Origin of the sequence: Enterococcus sp. DIV1421a, assembly GCF_051711025.1 — a bacterium.
GTDB classification, from domain to species: domain Bacteria; phylum Bacillota; class Bacilli; order Lactobacillales; family Enterococcaceae; genus Enterococcus_B; species Enterococcus_B hirae.
Map to the genome: position 1 here is coordinate 1,534,839 of NZ_JBIOLU010000001.1, position 26,124 is coordinate 1,560,962.

At 35.6% G+C, this 26,124-nt stretch carries 21 protein-coding genes, 1 tRNA gene and 1 riboswitch; of the genes, 8 read left to right on the forward strand and 14 right to left on the reverse strand.

The window, feature by feature from the left end; genetic code table 11:
- Positions 1–79: 79 nt before the first annotated feature.
- A complete protein-coding gene (locus IGK21_RS07055) occupies positions 80–826 on the reverse strand; it encodes a LytR/AlgR family response regulator transcription factor (protein WP_034698101.1) in 747 nt (248 codons plus the stop codon).
- Between the two features lie 2 nt (positions 827–828).
- Positions 829–2,115, reverse strand: a complete 1,287-nt coding sequence (locus tag IGK21_RS07060; RefSeq protein WP_034698104.1) for a sensor histidine kinase — start codon at positions 2,113–2,115, stop codon at positions 829–831.
- 640 nt (positions 2,116–2,755) lie between these two features.
- On the opposite strand from IGK21_RS07060, the gene IGK21_RS07065 reads away from it, so the two are divergent.
- Positions 2,756–3,229: a DUF2975 domain-containing protein gene (locus IGK21_RS07065; protein ID WP_010719090.1), complete on the forward strand. Its 474-nt coding sequence runs from the start codon at positions 2,756–2,758 to the stop codon at positions 3,227–3,229.
- A gap of 8 nt (positions 3,230–3,237) precedes the next feature.
- Positions 3,238–3,459: a helix-turn-helix domain-containing protein gene (locus IGK21_RS07070; RefSeq protein WP_010719089.1), complete on the forward strand. Its 222-nt coding sequence runs from the start codon at positions 3,238–3,240 to the stop codon at positions 3,457–3,459.
- Between the two features lie 123 nt (positions 3,460–3,582).
- Here the strand turns inward: IGK21_RS07070 and IGK21_RS07075 are convergent, their stop codons facing one another.
- From IGK21_RS07075 to IGK21_RS07120, 10 genes are all read right to left on the reverse strand, one after another.
- Entirely contained in the window at positions 3,583–8,745 is a 5,163-nt protein-coding gene (locus IGK21_RS07075) for an LPXTG cell wall anchor domain-containing protein (protein WP_181915007.1), read from the reverse strand.
- A 614-nt stretch (positions 8,746–9,359) separates the two neighbouring features.
- Positions 9,360–14,552: an LPXTG cell wall anchor domain-containing protein gene (locus IGK21_RS07080; protein ID WP_181918564.1), complete on the reverse strand. Its 5,193-nt coding sequence runs from the start codon at positions 14,550–14,552 to the stop codon at positions 9,360–9,362.
- A gap of 487 nt (positions 14,553–15,039) precedes the next feature.
- Entirely contained in the window at positions 15,040–15,840 is an 801-nt protein-coding gene (locus IGK21_RS07085) for an Asp23/Gls24 family envelope stress response protein (protein ID WP_088762742.1), read from the reverse strand.
- A 14-nt stretch (positions 15,841–15,854) separates the two neighbouring features.
- The gene (locus IGK21_RS07090) at positions 15,855–16,037 is read right to left on the reverse strand and encodes a DUF2273 domain-containing protein (protein ID WP_010719084.1); all 183 of its coding nucleotides are present in this window, start codon (positions 16,035–16,037) and stop codon (positions 15,855–15,857) included.
- A 12-nt stretch (positions 16,038–16,049) separates the two neighbouring features.
- Entirely contained in the window at positions 16,050–16,619 is a 570-nt protein-coding gene (amaP, locus tag IGK21_RS07095; RefSeq protein ID WP_034698115.1) for an alkaline shock response membrane anchor protein AmaP, read from the reverse strand.
- Positions 16,620–16,637: 18 nt separating this feature from the next.
- The gene (locus tag IGK21_RS07100) at positions 16,638–17,531 is read right to left on the reverse strand and encodes an SDR family oxidoreductase (protein WP_010719082.1); all 894 of its coding nucleotides are present in this window, start codon (positions 17,529–17,531) and stop codon (positions 16,638–16,640) included.
- Between the two features lie 29 nt (positions 17,532–17,560).
- Positions 17,561–18,499, reverse strand: a complete 939-nt coding sequence (locus IGK21_RS07105; protein WP_010719081.1) for a magnesium transporter CorA family protein — start codon at positions 18,497–18,499, stop codon at positions 17,561–17,563.
- 27 nt (positions 18,500–18,526) lie between these two features.
- Positions 18,527–18,877, reverse strand: a complete 351-nt coding sequence (locus tag IGK21_RS07110; RefSeq protein WP_010719080.1) for an iron-sulfur cluster biosynthesis family protein — start codon at positions 18,875–18,877, stop codon at positions 18,527–18,529.
- A gap of 45 nt (positions 18,878–18,922) precedes the next feature.
- On the reverse strand, positions 18,923–19,825 hold the full coding sequence (locus tag IGK21_RS07115) for a glycosyltransferase family 8 protein (RefSeq protein ID WP_010719079.1): 903 nt from the start codon (positions 19,823–19,825) through the stop codon (positions 18,923–18,925).
- Positions 19,818–20,675 (reverse strand): glycosyltransferase family 8 protein, encoded by an 858-nt coding sequence (locus tag IGK21_RS07120; RefSeq protein ID WP_010719078.1) that lies wholly within the window; start codon positions 20,673–20,675, stop codon positions 19,818–19,820. The genes IGK21_RS07115 and IGK21_RS07120 overlap by 8 nt, the downstream gene beginning before the upstream one ends.
- Positions 20,676–20,995: 320 nt before the next feature.
- Between IGK21_RS07120 and IGK21_RS07125 the strand changes: the two genes are divergently transcribed.
- On the forward strand, positions 20,996–21,805 hold the full coding sequence (locus IGK21_RS07125; protein WP_010737655.1) for a Cof-type HAD-IIB family hydrolase: 810 nt from the start codon (positions 20,996–20,998) through the stop codon (positions 21,803–21,805).
- A 21-nt stretch (positions 21,806–21,826) separates the two neighbouring features.
- Complete coding sequence (locus IGK21_RS07130; protein WP_181915009.1) at positions 21,827–22,318, forward strand: isochorismatase family protein; 492 nt, start codon at positions 21,827–21,829, stop codon at positions 22,316–22,318.
- Positions 22,319–22,635: 317 nt separating this feature from the next.
- Here IGK21_RS07130 and IGK21_RS07135 read toward each other — a convergent pair.
- A tRNA-Ile gene (locus IGK21_RS07135) sits at positions 22,636–22,709 on the reverse strand.
- 407 nt (positions 22,710–23,116) lie between these two features.
- Here IGK21_RS07135 and IGK21_RS07140 point away from each other — a divergent pair.
- The 3 genes from IGK21_RS07140 to IGK21_RS07150 are packed head-to-tail and all read left to right on the forward strand — an operon-like array spanning position 23,117 to position 24,073.
- Positions 23,117–23,371 (forward strand): hypothetical protein, encoded by a 255-nt coding sequence (locus IGK21_RS07140; protein WP_010719075.1) that lies wholly within the window; start codon positions 23,117–23,119, stop codon positions 23,369–23,371.
- Between the two features lie 37 nt (positions 23,372–23,408).
- Positions 23,409–23,654 (forward strand): helix-turn-helix domain-containing protein, encoded by a 246-nt coding sequence (locus IGK21_RS07145; RefSeq protein ID WP_063627160.1) that lies wholly within the window; start codon positions 23,409–23,411, stop codon positions 23,652–23,654.
- Between the two features lie 32 nt (positions 23,655–23,686).
- Entirely contained in the window at positions 23,687–24,073 is a 387-nt protein-coding gene (locus tag IGK21_RS07150) for a TIGR02328 family protein (protein ID WP_053766832.1), read from the forward strand.
- 276 nt (positions 24,074–24,349) lie between these two features.
- Here the strand turns inward: IGK21_RS07150 and IGK21_RS07155 are convergent, their stop codons facing one another.
- Positions 24,350–24,550 (reverse strand): cold-shock protein, encoded by a 201-nt coding sequence (locus IGK21_RS07155; RefSeq protein WP_010719072.1) that lies wholly within the window; start codon positions 24,548–24,550, stop codon positions 24,350–24,352.
- Between the two features lie 345 nt (positions 24,551–24,895).
- Here IGK21_RS07155 and IGK21_RS07160 point away from each other — a divergent pair, with 345 nt between their 5' ends.
- On the forward strand, positions 24,896–25,045 hold the full coding sequence (locus IGK21_RS07160; RefSeq protein ID WP_010719071.1) for a hypothetical protein: 150 nt from the start codon (positions 24,896–24,898) through the stop codon (positions 25,043–25,045).
- Positions 25,046–25,847: 802 nt separating this feature from the next.
- Positions 25,848–26,016, reverse strand: a riboswitch (M-box (ykoK) riboswitch).
- Between the last annotated feature and the right edge of the window lie 108 nt (positions 26,017–26,124).

Sequence of the window (26,124 nt, forward strand, 5' to 3'; positions counted from 1 at the left end):
TTTGTTTTTTTATAAGATAGTTGGTTTTATCAAAAGTGAACGTTATTTGATCAAAAGTGCGGAATACCTGGAGATGTAATCAACAACTGGTTAATTTCTTGAACTGATTTACTACTTTTTTTAAATGACGAGTAGAAACTAAACATTTTGCTCCATTGGACATAGTAATCACTCGTTCTTTTTTATTGATTTCTTTCACATTCATCAGATTAACTACATAAGATTGATGGCAACGACAAAATACCTCATACATACTTTCTACTTCTTTGATCTTCCCTATATACTCAATTCTGCGGTTATCTAAATAGACGATCAATTTATGGGGTGTTGGACTAGATTCAAAATAAAATATCTCATCGACATATAACTTTACATCAATTGGACCATTCTTAATCCAAATTTGGGGTCTAGTTTCCAGATTTGTATTCAAATAGCGTTCAATTGCGACGTCAATACATTCCGTCACTCTCTTTTGAAAAGTATCCATATTATCTTTGACAATGTAATCTAATGCTTCTACTTTGTATAAAAAAGTTAAATAGACTAGATCTGTATAAGTTGTCACAAAAATGATTTTTGCTGTTGGGTCGTAATCTCTGATTTTTTTTGCTAACTCGATCCCATTTAAATCCGTTTTTAGATCAATATCCAAAAAATAGATTCCTTCTGTTTTATGTTTTGAAATAAACGACAAGATCATCATTGGATCATCCGTAGCAAATTGGAATTGAACATCATAGTCTTTCATCAATAAATAATTTGTAATCATTCGAGTAAGCTTATTACGATGAGCAATTTCATCATCACAAACAAATATTTTTAACATTACTAGCCCCTCATTCCACTAATCGTTATGATTTGTATAAAGCGATTGTTTTCAATTTTTGTTTCTAAAAAAACATTCTCGTTCAAATGAACAAGCTCGTCCAGATTCGTTAGTCCTAGTCCTTGATTTCCTTTTTTAGTAGTAAAATTTACTTTTTTCAATTCATGTAATTTAGGAATACTCGAACGACATTGATTCATTAAGACAAAAAAACAATTTTTGTCTTCCTCCATAATAGTCAATTCAATTTTTCCCTTTTCTAAAAAGGCTGATTCTTCAATTGCATTATCCAGTATAATCCCTAGCATACGAACAAGTGTGACTGTTGAGATAGCGATATCCGTAATGGGTGTTGGAATCATTACGTTTACTTCGACACCCTTTTGGCTAGCCACGTATAATTTACTCAAAATAATGCTTTTTATCTCTCTAATTTTAAGATTTGAAATCGAAGCAATTGGGAGATTGTTTTCTTCAAAAATCGTTTCAGTAGCTTTGATACTTTGATAAAAATACTTTTGCAGCCCTTCAATATCCTTTGTTTGAATATAATCCTCTATTGAAAACAAAATATTCTTATAATCGTGTTTAAATTTTCGTAATGCAAGATAGTTATTTTCGATCTGTTCGCTGTATTCAATCAGGTGACGCATTTCTTTTTGCTGTTCTCGTGTTTCGAATTCTTTTTTCTTGATAAAAAGTAGTACACAATAAATTATGGTAGACATTACACCATAAAGAACCGTAAATAATTCATTACTGATAACTAGGAATCTTGCTAAAACAGAAAAACGATCACTACAAATGTTAATAAAGTAAACAATAATCGTAAAAAAAACAACAATGGCCGCTATTTTTAGAGTCGTTTTATCCCTAATAATCTTTGGTATGACCATTTTTTTTAGAAAAACAGTAACGATCCACAAACAACCTGTTCCTAAAACAGCTGTAAAAAAATCGCTGATATCCCACCCTAAAATTTTATATAGATATTTGGCTGTTCCATCAATGAATATGTAGAAAAATAAAATAATCGAAGGATAAAATATCGCTATATCAATGTTTCGATCAATGATATAGATACTTAGACATAACCCAGCCCATAAGATAACTGTCGCTATGATATTGATCCATTGATATAAAGCAATATAAGCGATTACACTAACAAACGAAAACAACTGAAACTTTTTATTTGATAAAAGATTCCTTAGATAACCAAGAGCCATAAAAACAGTGTAAAGCTGACCAATCAAAATTAGGATAAATAAACTTTCTTCATTTAATTTCATTTAAACTTCCCCTAACAACCTAATAATTTTATCTGAATTTTTTATCCATACTTATATAACAATTTATACTAGCGTATTTTGTTTCTCCACTCCCCACAACCAAACAAAATAAAACAATTAGTTATTTGTACACCTAATTTTAATAACGAAAAATAGAAATAAATTTTCCCAACCAATCATGATCTTCGTTGTTATTTGTGATTTTAGCATATTTACTTTAGATTTGGGAGGGTATAAACATGATAATGATACGTTTTTCTACTTAAAAGTTCTGTTATTTAAAACTATCGCAAATGTAATCTAAATTAAATATCTTTTTTGCAAAAGATATGTTATAATTAATCTATTGCGATAAATATTTTATGCGAGATTTTGATTTGTTTTGATGAAATTTAATCCCACTGGCGTAACTTCAGGGTTACAAGGATGTATTAGTGGTTAGGGAATACATTGTTTAAATGAGAAATAGTCCATTTTTAGTAATAGTTTTACAGCTTTAAAATATAATATGATTCGTTAGAACGCCTTTTCTTTATTGAAAAAGGCGTTTGTCCATCCTTTTATTTATCGTTTATCGATAAATAATTATTGATAATGAACAAACCTCATGCTATACTAATAAAAATTTAGGAGGCATTTTATGAAATCCAAACTGTTCTTTATCCAATTAATCGTTTCTGTTTTTTGTTTTGTTCCCCTTCTCTTGGGAACGCTATTAACTATTCAATTGAGTACAAATCCTACAAATCCATTTAGCAACTGGCAAACTACACTATTTATTCTAGTTCTTTACCTGATCCTTCTAGTGACTTTGTTGCTCAATTTCTTCCTGCTCCGCTTAGTCAAAACCTTCCCTTCAAAGGAAACTTTTACTAAGAAGAGTCTAAAGCTTAGCAGTAAAATCCGATCTTGCCTTTTATGTATCACGATCCTTGCATTTGGTATTTTGCCAAAATTTTATCAAATAGCTGATATGAGCGATAGTCCAGGAATCCTACTCATCGCTTTCGTCTTACTCTTTATCCCTTTTTTTATCTACATCCTTTCAAGCATTTTGATTGATTTACTCAAACAAGCCATTTATTTAAAAAATGACTATGATCTAACAGTGTGAGGTGTCGAATGTCTATTATTATCAATTTAGATGTCATGTTAGCCAAGCGAAAAATGAGCGTGACCGAACTGAGTGAAAAAGTAGGTCTTACGATGGCTAATATCTCTATTTTAAAAAATGGTAAAGCAAAAGCGATTCGGTTTTCTACGCTCGATAAGATTTGCGAAGTTTTAAACTGCCAACCAGGTGATATCCTCGAATATCAAGATACAAGCCAAATGAGAGAGTAGCTCATTTCTTTAGTTGAGTGACACCAATGAAAGCTAACTACTTTCTAATCAATCTGAAGACCGACAAAAAAGCCCACGGCAGCTGTAGTCTAGCTAACGTGGGCTTTTTAATAACTGATTATCTTATTTTTTAGAATTTTTATTTGCTTTTCTTTTTCTCCAAAACAGGATGATTCCCGCTAAACTAACAATCAAGACACCTGATACAGTAAAAACCGTATTTTTTGTTTCATTGGTTTTTGGTAAATTACCATTTTTTGCGCCACTTGTATTGTCTCCATTTGAGTTCTTTTTTTCTGAATCTGTTCCTGTGATCTCTTTATCTTCAGTCATGCTATCTTCTGTACCATCTTCTAAAGCACCATCCGTCCCTTTTTCCACCACTTCATAAGCCGCTTCAGTTTCAGTAGAAAAACCACCATAGGAACGGTCAGCTTTCACGACTAGTTTAGCAACACGATACCCCAAAGAAGAAGTATCGATTTCTGTTTCAGGATCTAATGCAACCGTATAAGCAGTTTTCGGCAGCTCTTTGCCATTGACTTTAACTTCTTTCAAAAGATTTTTAAGGTCCACACGTTTCGTATCGATAACTATTTTCGCTTCTGCTGGTGTCACGGTAAAATCTCCTGTTGGTTCAAACCCATATTCAGTCACATTGTAATACGCATAATTGGAACCATAAGTGTAATTTCGCTCTTCTTCTTCTGCCATCAAGACATTCCCACTTGGATCGGCATGATACACTTTAATTTGATCTCCCACCGAAACTTTTAATGGTTCCCCACTATTGAATCGATTAATCGATTGTTCAATTGTTTGCGTACCGCGAACTTCGTATTTATATTTACTGCTGTTATTTGTAAAAACTTCAATCCCATAGTAAATTTCCATGTCATCATATTCTGTGATACGGTTCGATAAGTCACTTCCGTCTTCTCCCTGTAATGATTGGAGTTTGATTTGTTTGTTTTCTTTTATCAAACTGTAGGCACCTACAGTATCGCCATCTTGATTTTTTAGTTGGATCGTACTTCCCCACTTCACTTCGTAAGGCACTTCCACTTCTGTAGAAGTCACCTCATCTGCGGTAGACAATTTCACTTTTAACATTTTCTGTCCAGTGGTATTTGTATCAAAGTCAGAAACTTGTTCGACATCATATAATGTCGTCTCTAATTTTTGACCATTGAAAGTGACATTTTTAATCAAATCCATTCCATCAATGTCACTGGTATCTTCGCCCAAGGTAAATTCATGCGAAACTGTTTCAGCCTCCATCTCAGTGATGGGAACAAATTCTTGACTGGCCACTTGATAATAGGCGTAGTTGGAACCCGCTGTATAATTTTTCGACAAGTCATCTCGCATCAATAAATTATTCTTCGCCTCTGCATGATAAACTTTAACGATGTCCCCTTCCTCAATCGGTAATGGTTGGCCATTATTAAACCCATTGATCGCCTGCCACACTGTCATATTGCCCGTCACATCATACTGGTATTTTATTTGTTCCGATAATCGAGTAGTCGGATCTAAGCCCATAATATTTTCGACAGTGACACCTGTTTTTTCTTCGGACTGATTTTCTGGATTTCCTACTATTTCGATTCGATAGTAAGTATCGCGACCAAAGGCACTATTCACATGATCCGATAAAACGGTGGAATCATCCCCTTTGCCAGCTTGTATCGTCCACTCTCCGCCTTGTTCCACAATACTATAAGCGCCCACATTCTGGTCATTTAACCCTTTAAGTAAGAAAGTACTTCCCCAAGCCACTTCATAAGGAACATCCAGTTCAATATCTGCTGAGCCATCTTCTGGCTTAAGATTTAATTTGACTTCTCTTTTACCAACAGTAGAGGTGTCCATTTTAGAAAGTTGCGTAATCTTATAATTTTTGCTTTCCACCCGTTCACCATTGATCGTTATATTCGCTAATAGCTGACTCAAGTCTATATTTTGAGTGTTTTCCATTAAAGAAAAAACTTTATTTGGTCCTACAGTTTCAATTACCGGCATGGGCTCAAAACCATAAGAAGTTATGCGGTAATTAGCATATGGAGAACCATAGGTATAGTCCTTTTCTGTTTCATTTACCAGTAAGACAGAACTACCGTCTGAACGTTGGGGATGATATAGTTTTATGATATCACCTGCTTGGACATTCAATTTTTGTTTCGAGCCAAAATTAGCCATTACCTCTTCTAAAGTCGCATAACCCGGTATCTCTTGCGAGTAAACAGATCGCCCTTCACGCACTATTTCAATGGAATAGTAAAGTGAAGAATCGGTACTAATTGGTGCATTAAGATCGGTTTTTAATCCTTGGTTAAAGACTAATACCCGATTCGTACTGGAAGTTCCCGCATATAATGAAAAGGCCCCGGCTGATTGTCCATTCTGAGCTTTTATCAAAATAGTTTTTCCCCATTTGACTTCATAGGGAACGTCAATCTCTTTTGACACCAGCCCATCTTTCGTATCAATACGTACTTTGATCGTTTGTGATCCTGCCACCGAAGTATCAAAATCACTCATTTGTTTGACTGTATATAGATTACTAGCCACTATCGTTCCATTGACCGTAATACTATTGATCAACTTCGATCCATCAACGTTACTGCTGTCTTCACCCAAGATAAATTCTTGAGGCATCGAATCAGCCGCTACCGCTAAAATTGGTTCCAAGCCATATTCAGTGACTTCATAATACGCATAATCGGAACCCATCGTGTAATCCTTGACTAATTCGTCTTTCATTAATAGATTTTTCCCAACAGAATCGGCATGGTACACTTTGATCACGTCACCTTCATTGACATCCAGCGGTTTTCCCTCGTTGAAACCGTAGATGGATTCACGAATCGACTGATTGCCTATCACTTCATAACGGAACTTGTTAGTTGTCCCCTGTAAAATTTCAATGGAGTAAAAGGTACCTCTGCCAAAGTAGTTATTGACTGGCTCGTCTAATTCTGTACCTTCTACGCCCTGGCTAGCTTTAATCTGCCATTGATCATTACTTTTTAGTAAACTGAATGCACCAACAGTCGATTCTTTCAACCCCTTTAGAACGAAAGTATCACCCCATTTCACTTGATAAGTGACTTCAACTTCTTCAGAGACTAAACCATCTTTTGTGGTAATATTGACTCTCATCGTTTGCTTACCAACTGTTCGAGTATCCCCCCCATCGATAAGGTTGATTTTATACTGTTCATTCGAAGTTAATTGATCATTAAGACGTATATTTTTGATGAACTCTTGTGGATTCAATTGGTTGATATCTTCGCCTAAAAAAAATACTCTTGCGCTTTCAGCTGTTATTACGGGAGCTGGGTCTAAACCATACGCTGTTACACGATAACGAGCATTCTCTGTTCCGTATGTAAAATCTTTTTCTTCTTCATCAATCATCACGACCGAGCTATTAGCTGTTTTCCCTGGGTGTGTGATTTGGATGATATCATCTATTTTAACTTCTATTTTATTCTCTTTATCTCCGAAAGCATTCATAATTTCTTGTAAAGTTGCCCGATTTGTTACTTCTTGCGTATAGATCGTTCTCTCATTACGTAAAATATCCAACCGATAATACAGTTTAAATGGATCTTGTAATTTTCCTACCGCCACGTTTAACGGTGATTCTAATCCTTGGCGAATCGAAAGAGCTGCGGAGTCATTATTTGAGTTACTGACATCAAGAGTGAAAGCACCTGCAGAATGGCCATCAATTGAACGCATTAAGATGGTATTGCCCCATAATACGTTGACTGTAGTGGTTCCTGTTCCTTTAATCCAGACACTCGCCTCAGAAGTTTTTTTCTTAACTGTAATGTTTACTTCTTTTTGACCAATAGTCTGAAAATTTGTATCGGTTGTTTCGTCCACGACCAATTCTAGCTCATTAACGTCTACTTTCTCACCTAACAGTGTCACTTCTTCTATATAATTTTTAAAATTTGAACTTAAAGAAGGGTAGGATACTCCTAATATTCGTTCTTCTAATGGTTTTAATTTAACTTCTAAACCTGGATTGGAGATAACTTCAATTTGTACTGCACTATCTGCAGTACGCCCATCTGAGGAGGTCGCTTTCGCCAGACATGTTTGAACACCCTCTTGATTCATATCAGGGGCTTTGACCCATTCAATTTTATATGTAGACTCTTCATAATGATTCACCACATTAAAATAATCGGCTGCTTTTGGAACAGCACCATATTGTATGAGTTTATGTTCTCCTGCTTTTGGTAACATCTCTAGCGGCAAAGGCATAATCGTAATCGGCACAGTGACTTCAAGTGTTCTTCCAGAGTCATCACTGACTACTATTTTCGCTTCTTGCACTCCTGGCTGACTCGTATCAGGAGACGTTTTCCATTCATATTTTACATTTCCTCGAGTATTCTCTACTGACTCAATATATTCTACAGCGTTAGGTACCTCATCACCTTGTTTAAGCGTATGTACGCTATCTTTTATTGAAGCTTTCAATTTCCCAATACTTGCTTCTGCATCAGGAAAATCTACTGAAAAATCAATTTCATCATATTCTTTAACTATCCCATACAAGTAAGTAGGTTTATAAGCGATTTCCATAGGGAAAATCTCGGGTTGGTTTGGCGCAATTTTCAGACGAGTGAATGTAACATGATAAGCCGGACCCTCTAATTGGACCAATTTCATTCGCCAATTTCCGCTTTTTGAATCTACACTAAAATGTTTACCTTCTGGAATAGTTCCATTATGTGGTGCCCCTTGAGGTAATAAATATATTGTGTCATTCTTTATCAGAATGCCATCACGAAGGAGATCAGGGTCATAAGCTGGTTCCATAAGACCTATCTGATTGCTATAATCAAAGTCTGAAACAAGTATATATTCTTTTAAATTTACTTGTTCATCTACTTTATAATTTAAGTTAATCTCATCTACTGTAAGTCTTATCCTAAAATTCAAATATTTTCCTAAATACGCAGAAGCTGTCTTCCTAAGTTCTCCACGTTGATAACTGGTTAGCACAGAGTCTCTAGAAGAAATTGTTGTATTTTTTTGATCATCTTCTGAATCTACTAGGTTATTATTATCTGCTTTTTCACTTGTTTTTTTTTCTTTTCCCTGATTTGTTTTTTCAGTTCTTTTTGATTTTTGACTTATAGATCTGCTTTCATTTGTAGGCAACATCGAACCTGCTCCCACGATAGTCCCACTATTCGTTTGACCGAGTATCAATGCAAAAATCAACGCACTTTTCAATAATCGTTTTTTATCTTTCAACATAATCCTCCCTTGATTACTCTATTAAGAAAAAAATTTTTCTTTCATCAAGAAGCATATAAGGAATTATTTTATCGTACAATGTCATATTTTACCAACAAACCAGGAAAAATAGACTTACTTCAAATCGTTATTTTTTAAATTGTACTATAAATATAAAAGGAAATGAAAAAAACTGATATTTATGGGATTGATGAATCATCATTGATTTTTCCGTTTCATTTCAGATAGTAAAAACGCTGAGTAAAACTGATATTACAATAAAATTTACTTTAGATAGAATTCCCCCACCCTCTATATGTGGTTAATGAATAAAGTTCAACAGGACGATTATCGTAGTAACTTGAAACCGACATGTACGTTTAGTTAAGCAGACATCATTGTTAGTTTTGTTATAATAACTATAATTTTCGTTATACATACAGTAAAATCGTTGAAAAGCTATTTTCCAAAGCTTACCAAAGAATTTTTTCGGATATTGATAGACGATAGCTGTTATCCTCAGACTTGTATAGAGCTTTATTTGTGCAAATGGTAAGCTCAGTGCCAAAAAAGCACTCATCAGAAGTTTTACGACAACTAATGAGTGCTTTATTTATTTCAATAGGATTATACTACTTTTTTGGTTCTTCTTTTGGTTTTTTCTTTTTCCAAAACAGAAACATTCCTACCAAACTAATTAGTACGGTGCCTAATAGAGGGAACATTGCATTTTTGGTTTCATTGGTTTTTGGTAAGTTACCACCATTTGCTTCTTCTGTTCCTTCACCTTCCGCGTTGGTCTCTTCTTCTGTATTTCCTTCGCCTGAACTTTCTCCTAACGCTCCTGGTGTTCCTTCTTTCACCACCTCATAAGTCGCTTCAGTTTCAGTAGAAAATCCACCGTAAGAGCGGTCAACTTTGACCACTAATTTAGCGACACGATTTCCTAAACTTGAAGTATCGATTTCGGTTTCAGGATCTAATTTCACTGTATAGGCGTTTTTCGGTACTTCTTTCCCGTTGACTTTCACTTCTTTCAAGAGATCTTTAAGATCCACTTGTTTGGTATTGATGATTATTTTTGCTTCTGCCGGTGTCACGGTAAAGTCCCCAGTCGGTTCAAAGCCGTATTCGGTCACATTATAATACGCATAATTGGAACCATAGGTATAATTTTGCTCCGTTTCTTCTGCCATCAAGACATTCCCGCTTGGATCCGTATGATACACTTTGATTTGATCCCCTGCAGAAACTTTTAATGGCTCCCCACTATTGAATCGTTCGATTGCTTGGGCAATCGTTTGTGTGCCTCGCACTTCGTATTTATATTTACTAGTGTTATTTGTAAAGACTTCGATCCCATAATACACATCTGCATCGTTGACTTCAGTGACTCGACTAGCTAAGTTCGTTCCTTCTTTTCCTTGTAACGCCTGGAGTTTCAATTGTTTTTTGTCTTTTGTTAAGCCGAAAGTACCAACGGTTTCACCTTTTTTATTTTTGAGCTGGATCGTACTTCCCCATTTGACTTCGTAAGGTACTTCCACATCCGTAGAAGTGACACCATCTGCGGTAGACAATTTCACTGTTAACATCTTCGCTCCAGCGGTATTCGTATCAAAGTCAGAAACTTGTTCGACATCATATAATGTCGTATCTAATTTTTGACCATTGAAAGTAACATTTTTGATCAAATCCATTCCATCAATATCACTAGCATCTTCGCCTAATGTCAATTCTTGTGAAATTGTTTCAGCTTTCATCTCAGTGATCGGTTCAAATTCTTGATTGGCTACTTGATAATAGGCATAATTTGAACCCGCTGTATAATTTTTCGTCAAGTCATCTCGCATCAATAAATTATTCTTCGCCTCTGCATGATAAACTTTTACGATGTCCCCTTCTTCAATTGACAACGGCTGCCCATTATTAAACCCATTGATAGCCTGACCCACAGTCATGTTTCCAGTCACATCATACTGGTATTTTATTTGTTCCGATAATTGAGTAGTCGGATCTAAGCCCATAATATTTTCAACGGTTACACCAGAACCTTCCTTCGGTTGATTTTCTGAACTTGCTACTACTTCGATCCGATAGTAAGTATCGCGACCAAAAATGTTATTCACGTGATTGGTTAAAACGGTGGAATCATCCCCTTTGCCAGCTTGGATCGTCCACTCTCCATCTTGTTCCACAATACTATAAGCGCCCACATTCTGGTCATCTAATCCTTTAAGCAAGAAGGTACTTCCCCAAACCACTTCGTAAGGAACATCCAATTCGATATCTGCGGTCTCATCGGCTGTCGTCAGTTTTAATCTGACCTCCTTTTTGCCCACAGTTGCGGTATCTAATTCAGAAAGTTTCTCCACTGTATAGTCTTCACTCGTAACAATTTCGCCATTGATCGATACTTGTGCTAACAATTGACTCAAGTCCGTCGTTTTCGTATTCTCCTTTAATGAGAATGCTTTGTTGGAGCCAACAGCTTCAATCACTGACATCGGCTCAAAACCATAGGATGTTACTCGATAGTAGGCATATTGTGAGCCATAGGTATAATCTTCTTCCATTTCATCTACCATTAACACCGAACTACCTTCTGAACGTTGAGGATGATACATTTTAACGACATCACCGGCTTGGACATTTAACGTTTGTTTCGTCCCAAAATTGTCCATTACCTGTTGGAGAGAAGCACGTCCCGGTACCTCTTGTAGATAGACAGAACGCCCGTCTCGCAATACTTCAATGGAATAATAAAGCGAAGAATCGGTACTAATAGGTGCATTGAGATCGGTTTTTAATCCTTGGTTAAAGACTAATACACGATTCGTACTGGAAGTCCCAGAATGTAATGAAAAGGCTCCGGCTGATTGACCATTTTGAGCTTTCATCAAAATCGTATCGTTCCATTTAACTTCATAAGGAACCTCGATTTCTTTTGAAACGAGTCCATCTTTCGTATCAATACGCACGTTGATCGTTTGTGATCCTGCCACCGAAGTATCAAAATCACTCATTTGTTTGACTGTATATTGATTACTTCCCACTGCCGTTCCATTAATCGTAATGCTATTGATCAACTTCGCACCATCAACGTTACTACTATCTTCACCTAAGATAAATTCTTGAGCCATCGAATCAGCCGCAACCGCTAAAATTGGTTCCAAGCCATGGTCAGTGACTTCATAATAGGCATAATTGGAACCAATCGTATAATCCTTGACTAATTCATCTTTCATTAAAAGATTTTTCCCAAGAGGATCGGCATGATACACTTTGATCACGTCGCCATTACTGACCGTCAACGGTTGCCCATTATTGAATCCCTGGATGGATTCACGAATCGACTGATTACCTGCCACTTCATAACGGAACTTGCTGGTAGCTCCTTGTAAAACTTCGATAGAATAGTAGGTATCACGCCCAAAATAATTATCCACCGGATCATTTAAGTTTGTGCCGTCCACTCCTTGAGAAGCTTGGATTTGCCATTGATTTTGATTCTTCAATAAACTAAACGCACCAACTGTCGCCTCTTTCAAACCTTTAATAACAAAAGTGTCTCCCCATTTCACTTGATAAGAAATCTCAATGATTTCAGAAGCAAGTTTATCTTTTGTCGTGACTTTGACCCGCATATTTCGTTTACCGATCGTGCTGGTATCAAACTCATCAAGAGGTTCTACTGTATAAAATTCATTGTCCGCTACCCCACCGTTGATCCGCACATTTTTTACTAGTTCATTCAAATTCGTTTGCTTCACGTCTTCGCCTAAAACGAACGCTTTTTCCGCACTTTCTGCCGTCATGACAGGTGCTGGATCAAACCCATAAGGAGTCACACGGTAACGAGCGATCTCCGTACCATACGTAAAATCATTTTCTTTTTCCTTAATCATCACAACCGAAGCATTAGGTGTCTTGCTTGGATATGTGATTTGGATAATATCATTCATTTGTACCGTAGTGTTGTTATTAGCATCTCCATAATCATTCATGATTTCTTGTAACGTGGCACGTTTCGGCACCTCTTGTTTGTAAATTTCATTGCCATTACGCAAGATTTCCAAACGATAATAAAGACCAAATGGATCGGTCATATCGCCAACTCCTTCATTTAAAGGAGACGCAATGCCCTGACGAATCGATAGCGTAGCTGGGGCACTATTAGAATTACTACCATCTAACGCAAAAGCTCCGGCGGAATAGCCATCAACCGAACGTATTAAGATGGTATTACCCCATAGTACGTTCACGGTAGTAGTTCCAGATCCTTTGATCATAACATTAGAATTAGGATGCTTTGCTTGCACAGTGATGCGTACTTCATGGGTACCAACCGATTGAAATTCAGTCTTGGACGATTCGTTCGCAACAAACTCAAGATCATCAATCGCTACAGGTTCCCCTAACAGTGTTGCCTCTTCAATATAGTTTTTAAATGTATTGGCTAACGTATCAGACGACTCCACCAAGGTTACGGTACGATCCTCAATCGGTTTTAATTTTAGTTGTAACTCAGGATGTGGCAGCACTCTCATGGTTATTGATTTCGTTATTTCTCGGTTATCAGAGGTTCTTACTGTAGCTTCCCACTTATGTATTCCTGCTGTCATTGTATTTGGGTTATTAGACCATTGAAGCGTATAGGATCCTTCCGTGGTTACCTCAAAATAATCATTGACATCTGGCAAAAGAGAATATTGATAGATTTCACCTGCTTCCTTTTTTACTGTGAGCAGAGATTTAACTGTCATCGTAAATGTTAGTTCTTTTGACCGACCTGTTTCATCTTCCACTAATACCTTAACGTTTTGATTTCCTAGTTTATTTGTATCTGGTTTTGTTATCCATGTATAAGTCACTTTTCCAAGGCTATCTTTCACCTCTACATAATCTTCTGGTTTAGGAGAGCTCTTTTCTTCGACCACATGAGGACCATCTTTTACCTCTGCCTTAAGCGTTCCTTTACTTTTAGGAAAATCAACGTTAAACGTCATCGGAACATAACGAGTAGTATAAGCTACCCCATAATCATGATTGATATTACTATAAGGGAACTTACTTACTTTGAATACTTCTTTTTGAGGAATAGCTACTTTTAGTCGCGTAAAGGTAACATATAAATTATTATCTGAAGGTGCTACATAATAAAGTCCATTAGCTTGATCAGAGGTGGTAATTTTCATTTGCCAATTTCCACTTTCTGATTCACTAGTAACATAAAACAAGGCATATGTACCTCTTAAAATATTTAGAAGAGTGACTCTATAATTACTAGAGTTTTCCCAGTTCTCCCAGAAATCACTGAACTCACTAGAAATGATTTCAGCTCCATTCGTATTCCCACCTAGAAAGACGCCAGGAATTTTATAAGTAATTGTATCGCCTACTTTAAAATCATCTGTCGAATTATCTATCATATGATTCAACTTTTTAGAAAGAAATTCATTTACAGCTTTTCCAATTTCTTTTTCTGAGTCAGTAGATGCCGCTATAATGTCAGCTCCAACAGGTATTGGTAATTCAAATGTCGGATTAGCAAAACTTTCAATTGAACTTTTTATTTTATTACTTTCTGTTGAACCAGCAACTTTTTTGTCTTTCTCGGTGTTTTTTTCCTTCGTGCGTTTCTCGTCTTTTTTTACTTCTTTCTTGGTCGTAGTTTTCTTTTCATTCATTTTTGAAATTTTCTTGACATCAATACTTCCCACTGAACTTAACATCGAAACAGCTTCAACAACTGTCCCGCTGGTTTGTCCAAGCGCTAGCGCTAATATTAATGTACTATGTAATAACTTTTTTCTGGTTTTCAATGTACTCCTCCTTTTAAGGCTATATCTTTAAATGGCAATAGAAAAGTAATGTCTGTTTTCTCATAAGAAAGACTCCTTTTTATGCCATACTTATGTTTGATTTCTTCCTTTGTTTCTGCCAATTTAGTAAAGTTAAAACGTTATGTTTCTTAAGTTTTTTTTCTTTTCTCCCAATTCGCCCCTTTTACGTTTATTTTTATGGAAAAACTTCAATAAAACCCTACTTCTTAAGTTTAATGTGAATCACAAGAATATGTAATGTCACTTTTTCACAATGGACAAACACTAAAAGACAGAAGCTGTTTTTGTTATGTAAAACATTTTACTTACCATTAAAAAAGGAGCCTTAGCCAAAAATAGAAGAGACCGAGACAAAAACTTGTCTCGATCTCTTCTATTGACTCTATAAATAAACTAATTTTTAGTTACTTCGCTTTCAACTACTTAGCGACTGAACGAACAGCTAATTCTTGCTTGAATCAGTTGATTATTGGTTATTTTCTTTTTGTTGCTCAATTGCTGATTTGGCTTTTTCCGTTTGTTCAGATGCAAATTCTCCTGTGGCTTTTGCCGCATTTGTCAATTTATCTTGAACTGTTTCACTGTTTGCTTCATATTCTTCTTTTGTCTTAATGTCGACCACATCGACATTGACTTCAATGACATCTAGATGTGTCATTTCATGAACTTCTTTGGCAATGATTTTTTTGATTTGTTGGTAAATTTCTTCGATGTCTTTGCCGTATTCAACAACGATCTTAAGGTCAACAGCGACTTGTTTTTTCCCAACTTCCGTGTCAATACCGGCTGTTACATTATCAGTGTTGACTAATTTTTCTGCCACGTTAGAGAAGAAGCCACCATCAGCTGTTAATAATCCATCCACTTTTTCTAAAGAGATGCCTATGATTTTTTGAATGACCTTATCTTCATATGTCACATCACCATTCATAGATTCGCCGTTTTCCGTTGTGTTTTTTTGATCTTTTGCTGGGGCTTCTGGCTTAGGTGGTGTATGCCCTGGCATTGGAGGTTTTGGCTGATCTCCATGATGTTCTTTTGGATTACTAAAATTTTCATGTTTTCCTTGTTGTTCTGATTGTCCTTCGTTTTCTTTTTTATCATGAGCCACTTTGTTTTCAACGTTGGGTACAACCGGATCTGGATGTGCTGAAACGGGTGCTGTTTTATCTTTAGCATCATGAACACCATTTGCATTGTTCGGTGTCGTTGGATCTGGATGTGCAGATACTGGTTTGTTTTGGTTGTTTGTTTTGTTGTTATCCATAATAGAATTTCCTCCTAAGATTTATGATCAAAAATTTTCGTTTGTTTTAAATACATTCCGACCGCCACGCCAATGATCGCCATAAGGATCAGCAACAAGGTTTTAAAGAATCCCACTGTAATCAATAGTACGGCGAGAATCAACCCAATTGCCCCGCAAATGATCGGAAGCTTATAAGCAGCAAAAAGTTCATTCATTTGTGCCCCTCCTTATTCCACACGAGCGTGTTCGTTTGTTTGATATTTATTGGTAGGTGCTTGGTAACCTGTATACTTCACCGACACTTTTACTTGCTCATCTGTGCCGAGTAACTGTTTCACTTCTTTTTCGATTTCATCCATCAATATTCTTGTTTTCCCGATCAATGAAGAAGTCCGTTTTAATTCACCTTTAACTGTAACTGCTATCTTATTTTTTGTAGCTTTGATATTAACCTTAGGTGAGTGAATGAATTCATCTTCATGTAAATGTGAACGAACCATACCTTCAATCGCTTTTTTGTCTAACGTTAATTCGCCGTCCCCTTTTTTCAATAAGAAGGTTCCAATCGTTTTCGGATAAAAAATGACGATCAATAATGCAATAATTAGTAGAATCGCTAAGCCGACTGCTACCCAAAAAATATATTGCTGCATATAGTAATTCGTTATTGTAAAGAAACGGAATCGTTCAAGCATCAATGGTAAAGGATAGACCGCACTGATCAAGACGACAAATAGTAGAATAGACAAAAGTAGCAGAGAAAAAATGACACCAATTGTTTTAGTCCCTTTATTCATCCTGGCACCTCCCATTTTTTATAAGTTGATAGCTTCCCCACCAGTTACACCATAAATTTGTGCAGTAACGTAGCTCGCTTTATTTGAAGCTAAGAAAACGTAAACTGGAGCTAATTCTACTGGTTGGCCGGCACGTTCAAGCAAGCTTTGTTGACCAAATTCAGGAATAGAATCTTCCGGTTGTCCTTCGTCTAACTGTAGTGGTGTCCAAATAGGACCAGGAGCTACTCCATTAACACGAATGCCTTTTGGTGCTAATTGTTTTGCTAAGCCAATCGTAAAGTTTGCAATCGCAGCTTTCGTAGAAGCGTAATCTAAAAGATGTTCACTTGGATTGAACGCTTGAACAGAAGTAGTGTTGATGATTGCTCCTCCTGCTGGAATATGTGGAACTGCTTCTTTAACAATCGCAAACATTGCTAAAATATTCACCATGAATGTGTCTTTCACTTGTTCTAATGGAATTTCTTCAATAGCCGGACAAGAGATTTGTTGTCCCGCATTTAATACTAATGTATCTAAGCCACCTAATTCACTGACAACTTTTTCAACGATTTCTTTAGGCGCTGTTTCGTCTCTAAGATCATATGGTAGTAAAACAACTTTTCGTCCTGCTTTTTCAATATAGGAAGCTACTTGTTTGGCATCTTCTTCTTCTCCTGGGAAAAAGTGCAAGCCGATATCTGCCCCTTCTCTTGCAAAAGCAATAGCTGCCGCGCGCCCGATCCCTGAGTCTCCGCCAGTAATCAGAACACGGCGATTTTCTAGTTGATTTGATCCTTCATAAGATTCTTCTCCACAGTCAGGAACTGGTTGCATTTCTTTTTGTAATGCTGGTGTATCCTGATCTTGTTTAGGAAATTCCTCAGTATGGTAAAGTTTACGTGGATCAATTAATTTTGGTTCTGTCATGTGTATCCTCCTCATAGTTTGGTACTTTTTTATTTTGTATAATCTTTTCGGTAAAGATGGTAGCCTACAGCTCCTGCAACAACGATCGAGCCAAAGATAACTAATAAAAAGGCTAAGCCAGAGCTTTTACCAGGTAATCCGCCAGTATTCATCCCCCAAATCCCTGCAATCAATGCTGGAACAGAGATCACTAGTGCCGCCGAATCAAGATATTTCATTAGATGATTCAAATGATTGTCCATCATTCCATTAAAAAGATCCCCAATACTTTCTAACAAGTCACGATAGATCAAAATCATTTTTTCTGTTTGTCTTTGTCTCAATTGGATGTCATAAAGTAGACGAGCATCAGCTAATTTCTCAACAAAATCTTCTGATTGCCATAAGGTATCTAAAGTCTCTTTTTGATCTCTCAACGTATGGTCAATATAAACAATGTCCCGTTCTAAATCCGCTTGCTTATATAGTTCTTCGTTTTCCGTCGTTTTACGCGCTTCTTGATCGAGGGAATCAATCCTCTTTTTCATTTCTGTTAGTTCTTTCACGTAATGGGTATAGATGTTCAAGACAGAATATGCAATAAGTGTTTCAAAAGAATTGATCTTATTCCCATGTTTTGCTAATACTCGATCAAAAAAGTCCGTTTTTTTATCGATACAACTAATCAATAACTCATCCGAATAAATAAACGAAATAGGCATTAATCGATTCTCGATTTTCTGCTCCTGGTTGGACAAATTCAGTAGCACTAAGGAAATCGGATGGTTCAAATTCGTCCCCACAAGCTCTTCGATTCTTGAAACTTCTTCTGGCAGAGAAGTTCCGACAAAGATATCTTTTGGTAAACGATACTTTTCAATCACCTGTTCGATTTCCTTAGTGTCACTACTGTCGATCACGAGCCAATTATAGTTGTTTTTGTCTGTCGTTATTACTTTCTCTTTTCCAATAAAGTAATAGTCCAGCATGATCAATCTCCCTTTCTACAAAGGATGTTAGCTAAAGAAACAGTTGCTTAATTTAATGTTACGATCCAAGACAACAATCTCATTTTCTAAAGAGAAACTGTTTAATTGGTGGTCATATGCAAGATTCAAATGTCTACCTAAATAAGATTGCTCTAATTTAGATGTGTAGATTTCCAGAGTGGGATGTTCGATTTTATTGACGTATTTCCCAAATTCTACAAAGAAAGGAATAATCTGGAAAAAACTGCCTTTTGCACAAGCCCCTTTATCTCTTAAAAACGGATCTGAAGAATCAATCAATGCCAAAGCAATTTTTGAATCTTTTCCTACTTTTTTTGTCAATGCCTCCATCGCATGTTTTGTCATCGTGATTTCCATCATCATCATCTCCTTCAGATTATATATAAGTTACGACATTTTTCCTCAGCGGCTCACTTCTGTGTTACGATTGATTCTGGCATAAAGTGGATATTTAGGAAATTTTGCGACACAACGGAAAGCTGTCATGTTTGCATATTTATCGTAGTATTTTTTAGTTGGCCCTTCAAAATCTTTACTCCATGGTTTAACATGACCAGAGAAGTGGATGATCGATGGATCTTTACGTGTTTCTTCGTATTCCTTTTCTCCTTGTGGCGTAGGATGTTGCTTCGCTTTTGCCATGATATACCCTTGAGCATTCCATTTTGGATGTAATGGAATCCAACGATCATGTAAAATTGCATTTAACGCATCTTGATCGTGGAAACGTAATTTTTCAGGATTTTCTTCAATGAATGTTAGAACTTTTTTAGTAATGTCTTGTTCTAACCATTTTTCAACATTGATGAGCATCAATCCAGAATTAAAGTAGCGTGTTGATTTTGCTGGGATCTCCATTTTTTCTAATCGTTGGTGGAAACCAGCATCTTCTACGGCGGCCAAGATCGCACCGTTAAATTCAAGATCCCATAATGGTGTAACATCTTTTACGGTAATCATGTCACAGTCCATATATAAAAGACGTTCGACATTTTTTCCTCTAAATAACTCAGGAATAGCAATACGATAGTAAGCAGTTTCCGGAATACGATCACTTGTTACTACATTTTCAAAGAATTTTTTGTTGATCTTCAAGAATTCAACCTCTGTATTCATACGAGAATTCTTAACAGAGAAACGTAATAATTGTTTGCTTTCATTATCAATGTTGTCATCAATGACATAAAATCGTACAAAAACTTTTGGATCACTATTTTCTAATACTGAAACGAACAGCGCCGCTAGATGAGGCACAAATTTGGTATTACAACTTGATACGATTGCGATTTCTTTTCTTCTATTCATTTACCTCTCCCACTTTCTTTAAAACGCTATGCGCTAATTTTTTTAAATAGACATTTGTATATGGATGATCTTTTAACGTATTCCATGGTTTGTCATGCCCTGTGAAATGAACGATCGACGGCGATTCATTTCCTGCTTTGTATAATTTTTCATACGCAGCATCTGGAGCAGGATGACGTTCAAAGATCAAAGAAGTCTGCATATTCCATTTTGGTTCTAATTGCTCCCAGTCTTCATACAGAACTGCATTTAACGCGTCTTGATCATGGTAAATAATTCGATCACCATTTTCTTTTAAATAATTGATTGTTTTTTCAGTAATCATTTTTTCATTCCAACGATCAATGTCGATAACCATCACGCCTGAATTAAAATAATAAGCATCTGATTCAATCCCTAACCGTTTCAAAGCTTTCGTTTGACCTGGATCGATGACAGCTCCAATCGTTTTACCATTTAATGGTTGATCATATAAATGAACGATGTCATCCAGTACTAAAATATCTGAATCTAAATAAAGCACTTTTTTATAGTCGTATTTAGCTAAGATCTTAGGTAAAGATATTCTTAAGTATGCTGTAGTAGTGATATGGTCACTTACTAGGAAATCTTCGTAGACATCTTTATCAACTGTTAAAAATTGAATCGTTGCATTGTCTGAATGTTTTTTAACCGTTTGTCTAAGTCCTTCTTTGCTATATTCAGAAATACCGTCGTCAATGACATAAAAATAAATGTGTCTTGTTTTAGTGGAGTTTTCCAGTACAGTGGCAATCATCACGCTTAAGTAAGGAGCGTAATTTTCATCTGAAGCAGTTACTACCGGAACGATACCTTGTTTCATCTCCATTAAAATCACTCCTTTTTCTAATCTTTTTCTAACCTTTTCTATATCCAGAATATGCCTCAATAAACTTTAAAGCAAAAGATATGCTTCATTTTCATTGAATAATTCATAAAAATAAACCTTTTTTATCGAATTGAAAACGTTAACTTAATCGTTTTTCTGCCTATTTATTCAATTATAGGATTTGAAATACTACCTATATATGTCTAATGAAAACTAAGAATATTTTTTGAAAAAATTCAAAAACACAAAGCATTTTATTTTTATTTTAGGAAATTCTCATTTAACCTTAGAGTAAGCAATAGATAAAGGGAGCGAATAATATGAAATTAGCAGCAATTGATTTAGATGGTACTTTACTCGATCGGAATGGAAAGATACCAAAAGAAAATATCGAGGCACTTCAAAACTTTGATCGACATGGTGGGATCGTCACGATTGCGACTGGTAGAAATAGCATCTCTGCTAAAGATGTATTTGAAGAACTTGGGATCGGCGGCTATTTGATTTCATCTAATGGTTCTTTCGTGGCAAAGATGATGAAAGGCGAGATCCTTCACGTATTGAAACGTTCTAAAATTGAGCTTGCTACCCTTAAACGGGCCTTCTTCTTAGCACAAGAGGCAAAAATATCAATTATTGCTAGTCGAGAAACTCAAGATGATCAATTAACCTTTGATGAGTCAAATTTGGTGAAAGATGATCCCTACTACCAACATTTCAATTTACAAAATCAGACATTTGCTGAGATCACTAAGTTATTAGAAGATCCATCTGTCAGCTATTTAAAATTGGCATTAACAGATAAAGATGAATCAAAATTGCAAAAACTGCAACAAGATTTAAAAAGTGAAGGGATTGATTCCGTCTTTTCAGACCCACATTTTTTGGAAATCACACCTAAAAATGTAACAAAGGCTCACTCATTAATCTTTTTAGCTGAGACCTTGGAAATCGATCCTCATGAGATCGTTGCCTTTGGTGATCAGGAAAATGATATTGCGATGCTAAAAGTCAGTGGAACAAGTATTGCGATGGGAAATGCACAGAAACAGGTAAAAAATATTGCGGATGAAGTAACCAAAACAAATGAAGAAGCTGGTGTAGCATATATTATCAACAATTATTATTAAGGTTTAAGGAGGGAGACAAAATTGTTAGTAATCGTCGATATGCAAAATCATATTCTAGATCCTGAGAGTAAATATTATGTTCAGCACGCAGATAAGTTAATCAAACAAATCCACTTACGTTTAGAAGCTGCACGTAAAAAAAACGAATATATTCTTTTTACCAGAGATATACCAGTCGAGCGAAAAGAGCAGGATGAAGAAGGCGAAGATTTGCAAATCATTCCTACACTTGCTCCTAAAGAAAATGAAAAAGTCGTCAAGAAATACTACTTCACGATGCCACCGGAAAGCTTACTTGAGATTAAACAAGAAGCTTTTGACCAAGATGAAAAAGAAAAGCACATTGAAGTCGTTGGTACAGAAACGAATCTCTGTGTCTTATCGAATACCATTGCTTTACAAAGCGTATTTCCAGAAGCTGATTTTTTAGTGGATACAGCTTTTGTTTCTGAAAACAAGCATGGCGATCAAGCGCTAAAACTACTCAAAGATTTTAATGTTGAGTTGAAGTAACCGAAAATAAAACGCCCACAACATTTAACTTTGTGGGCGTTTTATTTCGTTATTTACTAAAGGCTTTTCTTTGTTCGTACTATCTATTTCCTAAAATTTGTATTGATCGTTCCCTCACTTTGTGGAAAGTAACGGTTAGGATTTTTTTACTACTAAACTTCCTATAGCGTTTATAAAAAATATCAAATGAGGTTCCCCATCTCCAATAAACAATAGTTGAAACGTCAGTTATTAGTCATTTCTAAAAGCATGCAACTTTTTAAAATAAAAAAACAATGATTATCTAATCATTGTTTAAAGAAACGAGCGCTTTAATATGTACCCTGTAGGACTCGAACCTACGACCGGACGGTTATGAGCCGTCAGCTCTAACCAACTGAGCTAAGGGTACAGTAAAAATTTCAAGATATAAAAATAACTTATATCTACTATAGCATGAATAAAAATCCGAAACAAGCTTAATTAATAAAAATCCAAAAGTATTCCATTAAATAACAAATATTTTATTTTGATCAGACGATTTCCAGCTCTTCCCCTCCCTCTTCACCACAAATGCTCTATCACTTGGTATATGAATTGCTTGAATCATTTGTTTTTTCAAACACGTAGCATATTATTTGTTCTGTTACTCGGAACGTGCTATCTTGTATTTGGGTTGTTTTTTTATTCTTATGATTATTTAAGTCGTAATCACTTTTCGAAGTGTTTTCCACCTCTTAGTATAAGTGGTTGTTCGTTGTTAACCTACGACTGAAAATCAATGATTATTTAAATACGAAATCTATAGGAGTTAGTACTATGATAACATTGAGTCGACTTATTTTTTTTATTCCTACCTTAATTCTTATCCCTATTATTTGTTACTTAATCAACTGGAACAAGGAACGCCTAATTTTAGCGTTTTTTACGTTACCAGCAATCTTTTTTTCATATAAAATCTTAAATTATCAGTATTTTGAACCAGATCAATTATTCGTAGCAGAACTGATTGGTTTGATTCTAGCTTTGTTATTGCCAATTGCTTATTTGGTTTATTTAAATAGAAAGCATTGATCGATGAATTTATTTGAATGACAAAAGGAGCGAATTTATGAGTATTGAAGAAGCGATTTTATTAGATACACTACGCTGTCGGCTGGATTATCTCCGAAAAAAAAAGAATTTAACCGTTAAGGAAGTGGCTGAACAAACCTCACTCCCGTTGGAAACTTATCTACAATTAGAGCAGGGAAAACGTTGTCCGAGCGCTATCGATCTAATTTTTATTGCGGATTTTTATCATGTATCTGTTGACTATTTGATCGGACGATCAGAAAAACCAGACCGCGTAAATTAAACCATCTAATCTAAATGAAAGAGAGTGAGTAAATGCGCTTATGGCATGAAGAATTAATCCCTTTGCTTCCTAGAAAACAATTATTAGGTCAACATAGAGAATGTTGTGCATTAAGAGGTAATGGTTGGGGAAGAAAGCATGCAACAGTTGATTATGTCTTCCAACATTCCCCTTACAAGCTTTATCAGTATCACCAACTTATTCTTACTGAAATGAAAAAGCGCCATTATCTTCCTTCTCCAGAATGGTCTGTCCCGGAGTACCGTGGGAAAGCCTGTGATCCTTATACTTATCTTTCTCCTCAAAAACAAACTTCACCTATTTATCCTGAGCATGACGAGGACTACCTGATGATCTGTTTAACAAACCTTAAACAAAAAGGAATTGATTTAATCCATATAAAAGCTACGGATTCTTAAAAGTTCATCAGATTTTCCTCATTTATTGATTCAAATAAACGCAATGAATATGAGAGTATGAACCTTTTTTCACTCTCATATTCATTATATTAGGATTCATTTAAACTGTCTGACTGACACATTCATTCGTCGATCACGATTCTTCGCTATTGAATAGGGAGAGGCCCGTATCCCTTCCTCAATAGTATTCACTTGAGCGGCAGAGCAGCATTTTTCTTTACTAAGAAAAAACAAAAAAACTACTCTAATGAAAGAGTAGTTTTTATTATGACAGTATTAACCTTTTACGATGTTTACTGCTTGAGGGCCACGTTGACCGTCTTCAATATCAAAAGTCACTGCTTGACCTTCGTCTAATGTTTTGAAACCGTCACCTTGGATAGCTGAGAAATGTGCAAAAACATCATTTCCATCTTCAGCAGTGATAAATCCAAAACCTTTGTCTGCGTTAAACCATTTTACTGTACCGTTATTCATATATATTTCCTCCTAATACGTATCAACGTACGATTTTATTGCAATAAATTATTGATAGGCAAAAGGAGTCATAAACTAAAATAGTTAGCTCAAATTACGTTTCAAAATAGATTACTTACTTAATATAGCATAGATAAATGAGAAACACAAGAATAAACCTCTACTTTTTTTATAGTTTTTTAATTAAAGCGAATAGGCTATTTCTATCCTGTTTATCTTATCTTCTATATAAAGTTAAACAATCCTTAATTAGCAAAGTTTTCTTCTTTATGCTATAATAATAAATGGAATTTCGTTATCAACGTTTCGTTGCCTTTCGCAAGAATTTAAGAAAGGAGAATGATTATGACATTCTATAACAAAGACTTACAATATCGTGTAACTCTAAATACTGATTTGAATCTATTTGTGGTATTTGATAAAACAAATGAAAATCGAGTAGCCACTGGAGTGACGATTGAACAAGCAGTGCAAGAATTGAAAAAATCCGCATAGGAGTGAAAACCCTAAATGAACGATTACAGTTCTAGTTCACTTTAAAAGCACCTATTCATTCAATGGTAGGTGCTTTTTTGTCGTCTATTTACCTCACTTTATTCAGTTCTCTCCTTAACTTATTCTGCCATTAATGAGTATACAATTAAAAATTGGACAAGGTAATACAAAACTCTTTGTCGGTTATATACTACGTGCTATTATCTAAATTATGCAAAGGCTGTATAAGGATGGGTCATATGATTACGATGAGTAAATTACTGTTTTGGATCCCTTTTATTGGTATTATTCTTTTTTTGTCTCTTTATACAAAATGGAACAAATATGACATACTAATGCTTCTCTCCTCTTTTCCGTCTATCTATTTTATGATCCAAATTTTAGAATATTCCTATAGTCAACCTGTTCAATTATTCGATTTCTATCTTAAAGGTCTCGCTTTTTCCACCATCTTCTATTCCATTCTTGTTTTCATTATTATCAAAAAGAAGAAATAGCTCACTTGTTTTAATGACAAGAATATTATTTTTCACTTTTTAAAATCTGTAACTACTGGCATTCTAACAAAGAAAACTATGCAAGGTGTCCAGCGATAATCGATGTAATAAAAATAATCTTACAGCCTAAAAAACTAACCTAAACAAAATTAGTAAAAAAATTTTTGAAACACCTGCTGCAAAATAACAAATAAACGGCGCTCCAGCATCTGCTCTTCAGACAGGATAAATGTTAAACGTCTACAAACGTTTCATTTTTTTATCCTGTCTTCAGAACTAATTGATGCTCTTGCTACCGTTTTCGTTTGACTTACGTCACGTTTGAGCTTTGGCACTATGCAACGTAAAGTTTGCACTTAGCTACCTTAAGAAAAGCCTTGCTATCGACAATCCCTGTTCTACCCATTGGCGTCTCTCGACATTTTTGGGCAGTAGCTTATGTTTACATAGAAGCCTCACCTAACTATTTGAAGATATTTAAATGAAAATCATCAACGACACTAAAAGTCCAAAAAAGCCGACTACCGGAATCATTCCCCAAGTTACAAAGGTTTTATCCTTAGCAAGCTTAGAGTACCTCTG

Excerpts from the sequence above, each read along its gene's own strand:
- IGK21_RS07055 (WP_034698101.1), bottom strand. The coding sequence starts at position 826 with ATGTTAAAAATATTTGTTTGTGATGATGAAATTGCTCATCGTAATAAG.
- IGK21_RS07060 (WP_034698104.1), bottom strand. The coding sequence starts at position 2,115 with ATGAAATTAAATGAAGAAAGTTTATTTATCCTAATTTTGATTGGTCAG.
- IGK21_RS07065 (WP_010719090.1), top strand. The coding sequence starts at position 2,756 with ATGAAATCCAAACTGTTCTTTATCCAATTAATCGTTTCTGTTTTTTGT.
- IGK21_RS07070 (WP_010719089.1), top strand. The coding sequence starts at position 3,238 with ATGTCTATTATTATCAATTTAGATGTCATGTTAGCCAAGCGAAAAATG.
- IGK21_RS07085 (WP_088762742.1), bottom strand. The coding sequence starts at position 15,840 with ATGGATAACAACAAAACAAACAACCAAAACAAACCAGTATCTGCACAT.
- IGK21_RS07090 (WP_010719084.1), bottom strand. The coding sequence starts at position 16,037 with ATGAATGAACTTTTTGCTGCTTATAAGCTTCCGATCATTTGCGGGGCA.
- amaP (WP_034698115.1), bottom strand. The coding sequence starts at position 16,619 with ATGAATAAAGGGACTAAAACAATTGGTGTCATTTTTTCTCTGCTACTT.
- IGK21_RS07100 (WP_010719082.1), bottom strand. The coding sequence starts at position 17,531 with ATGACAGAACCAAAATTAATTGATCCACGTAAACTTTACCATACTGAG.
- IGK21_RS07105 (WP_010719081.1), bottom strand. The coding sequence starts at position 18,499 with ATGCTGGACTATTACTTTATTGGAAAAGAGAAAGTAATAACGACAGAC.
- IGK21_RS07110 (WP_010719080.1), bottom strand. The coding sequence starts at position 18,877 with ATGGAAATCACGATGACAAAACATGCGATGGAGGCATTGACAAAAAAA.
- IGK21_RS07115 (WP_010719079.1), bottom strand. The coding sequence starts at position 19,825 with ATGAATAGAAGAAAAGAAATCGCAATCGTATCAAGTTGTAATACCAAA.
- IGK21_RS07120 (WP_010719078.1), bottom strand. The coding sequence starts at position 20,675 with ATGGAGATGAAACAAGGTATCGTTCCGGTAGTAACTGCTTCAGATGAA.
- IGK21_RS07125 (WP_010737655.1), top strand. The coding sequence starts at position 20,996 with ATGAAATTAGCAGCAATTGATTTAGATGGTACTTTACTCGATCGGAAT.
- IGK21_RS07140 (WP_010719075.1), top strand. The coding sequence starts at position 23,117 with ATGATAACATTGAGTCGACTTATTTTTTTTATTCCTACCTTAATTCTT.
- IGK21_RS07145 (WP_063627160.1), top strand. The coding sequence starts at position 23,409 with ATGAGTATTGAAGAAGCGATTTTATTAGATACACTACGCTGTCGGCTG.
- IGK21_RS07150 (WP_053766832.1), top strand. The coding sequence starts at position 23,687 with ATGCGCTTATGGCATGAAGAATTAATCCCTTTGCTTCCTAGAAAACAA.
- IGK21_RS07155 (WP_010719072.1), bottom strand. The coding sequence starts at position 24,550 with ATGAATAACGGTACAGTAAAATGGTTTAACGCAGACAAAGGTTTTGGA.
- IGK21_RS07160 (WP_010719071.1), top strand. The coding sequence starts at position 24,896 with ATGACATTCTATAACAAAGACTTACAATATCGTGTAACTCTAAATACT.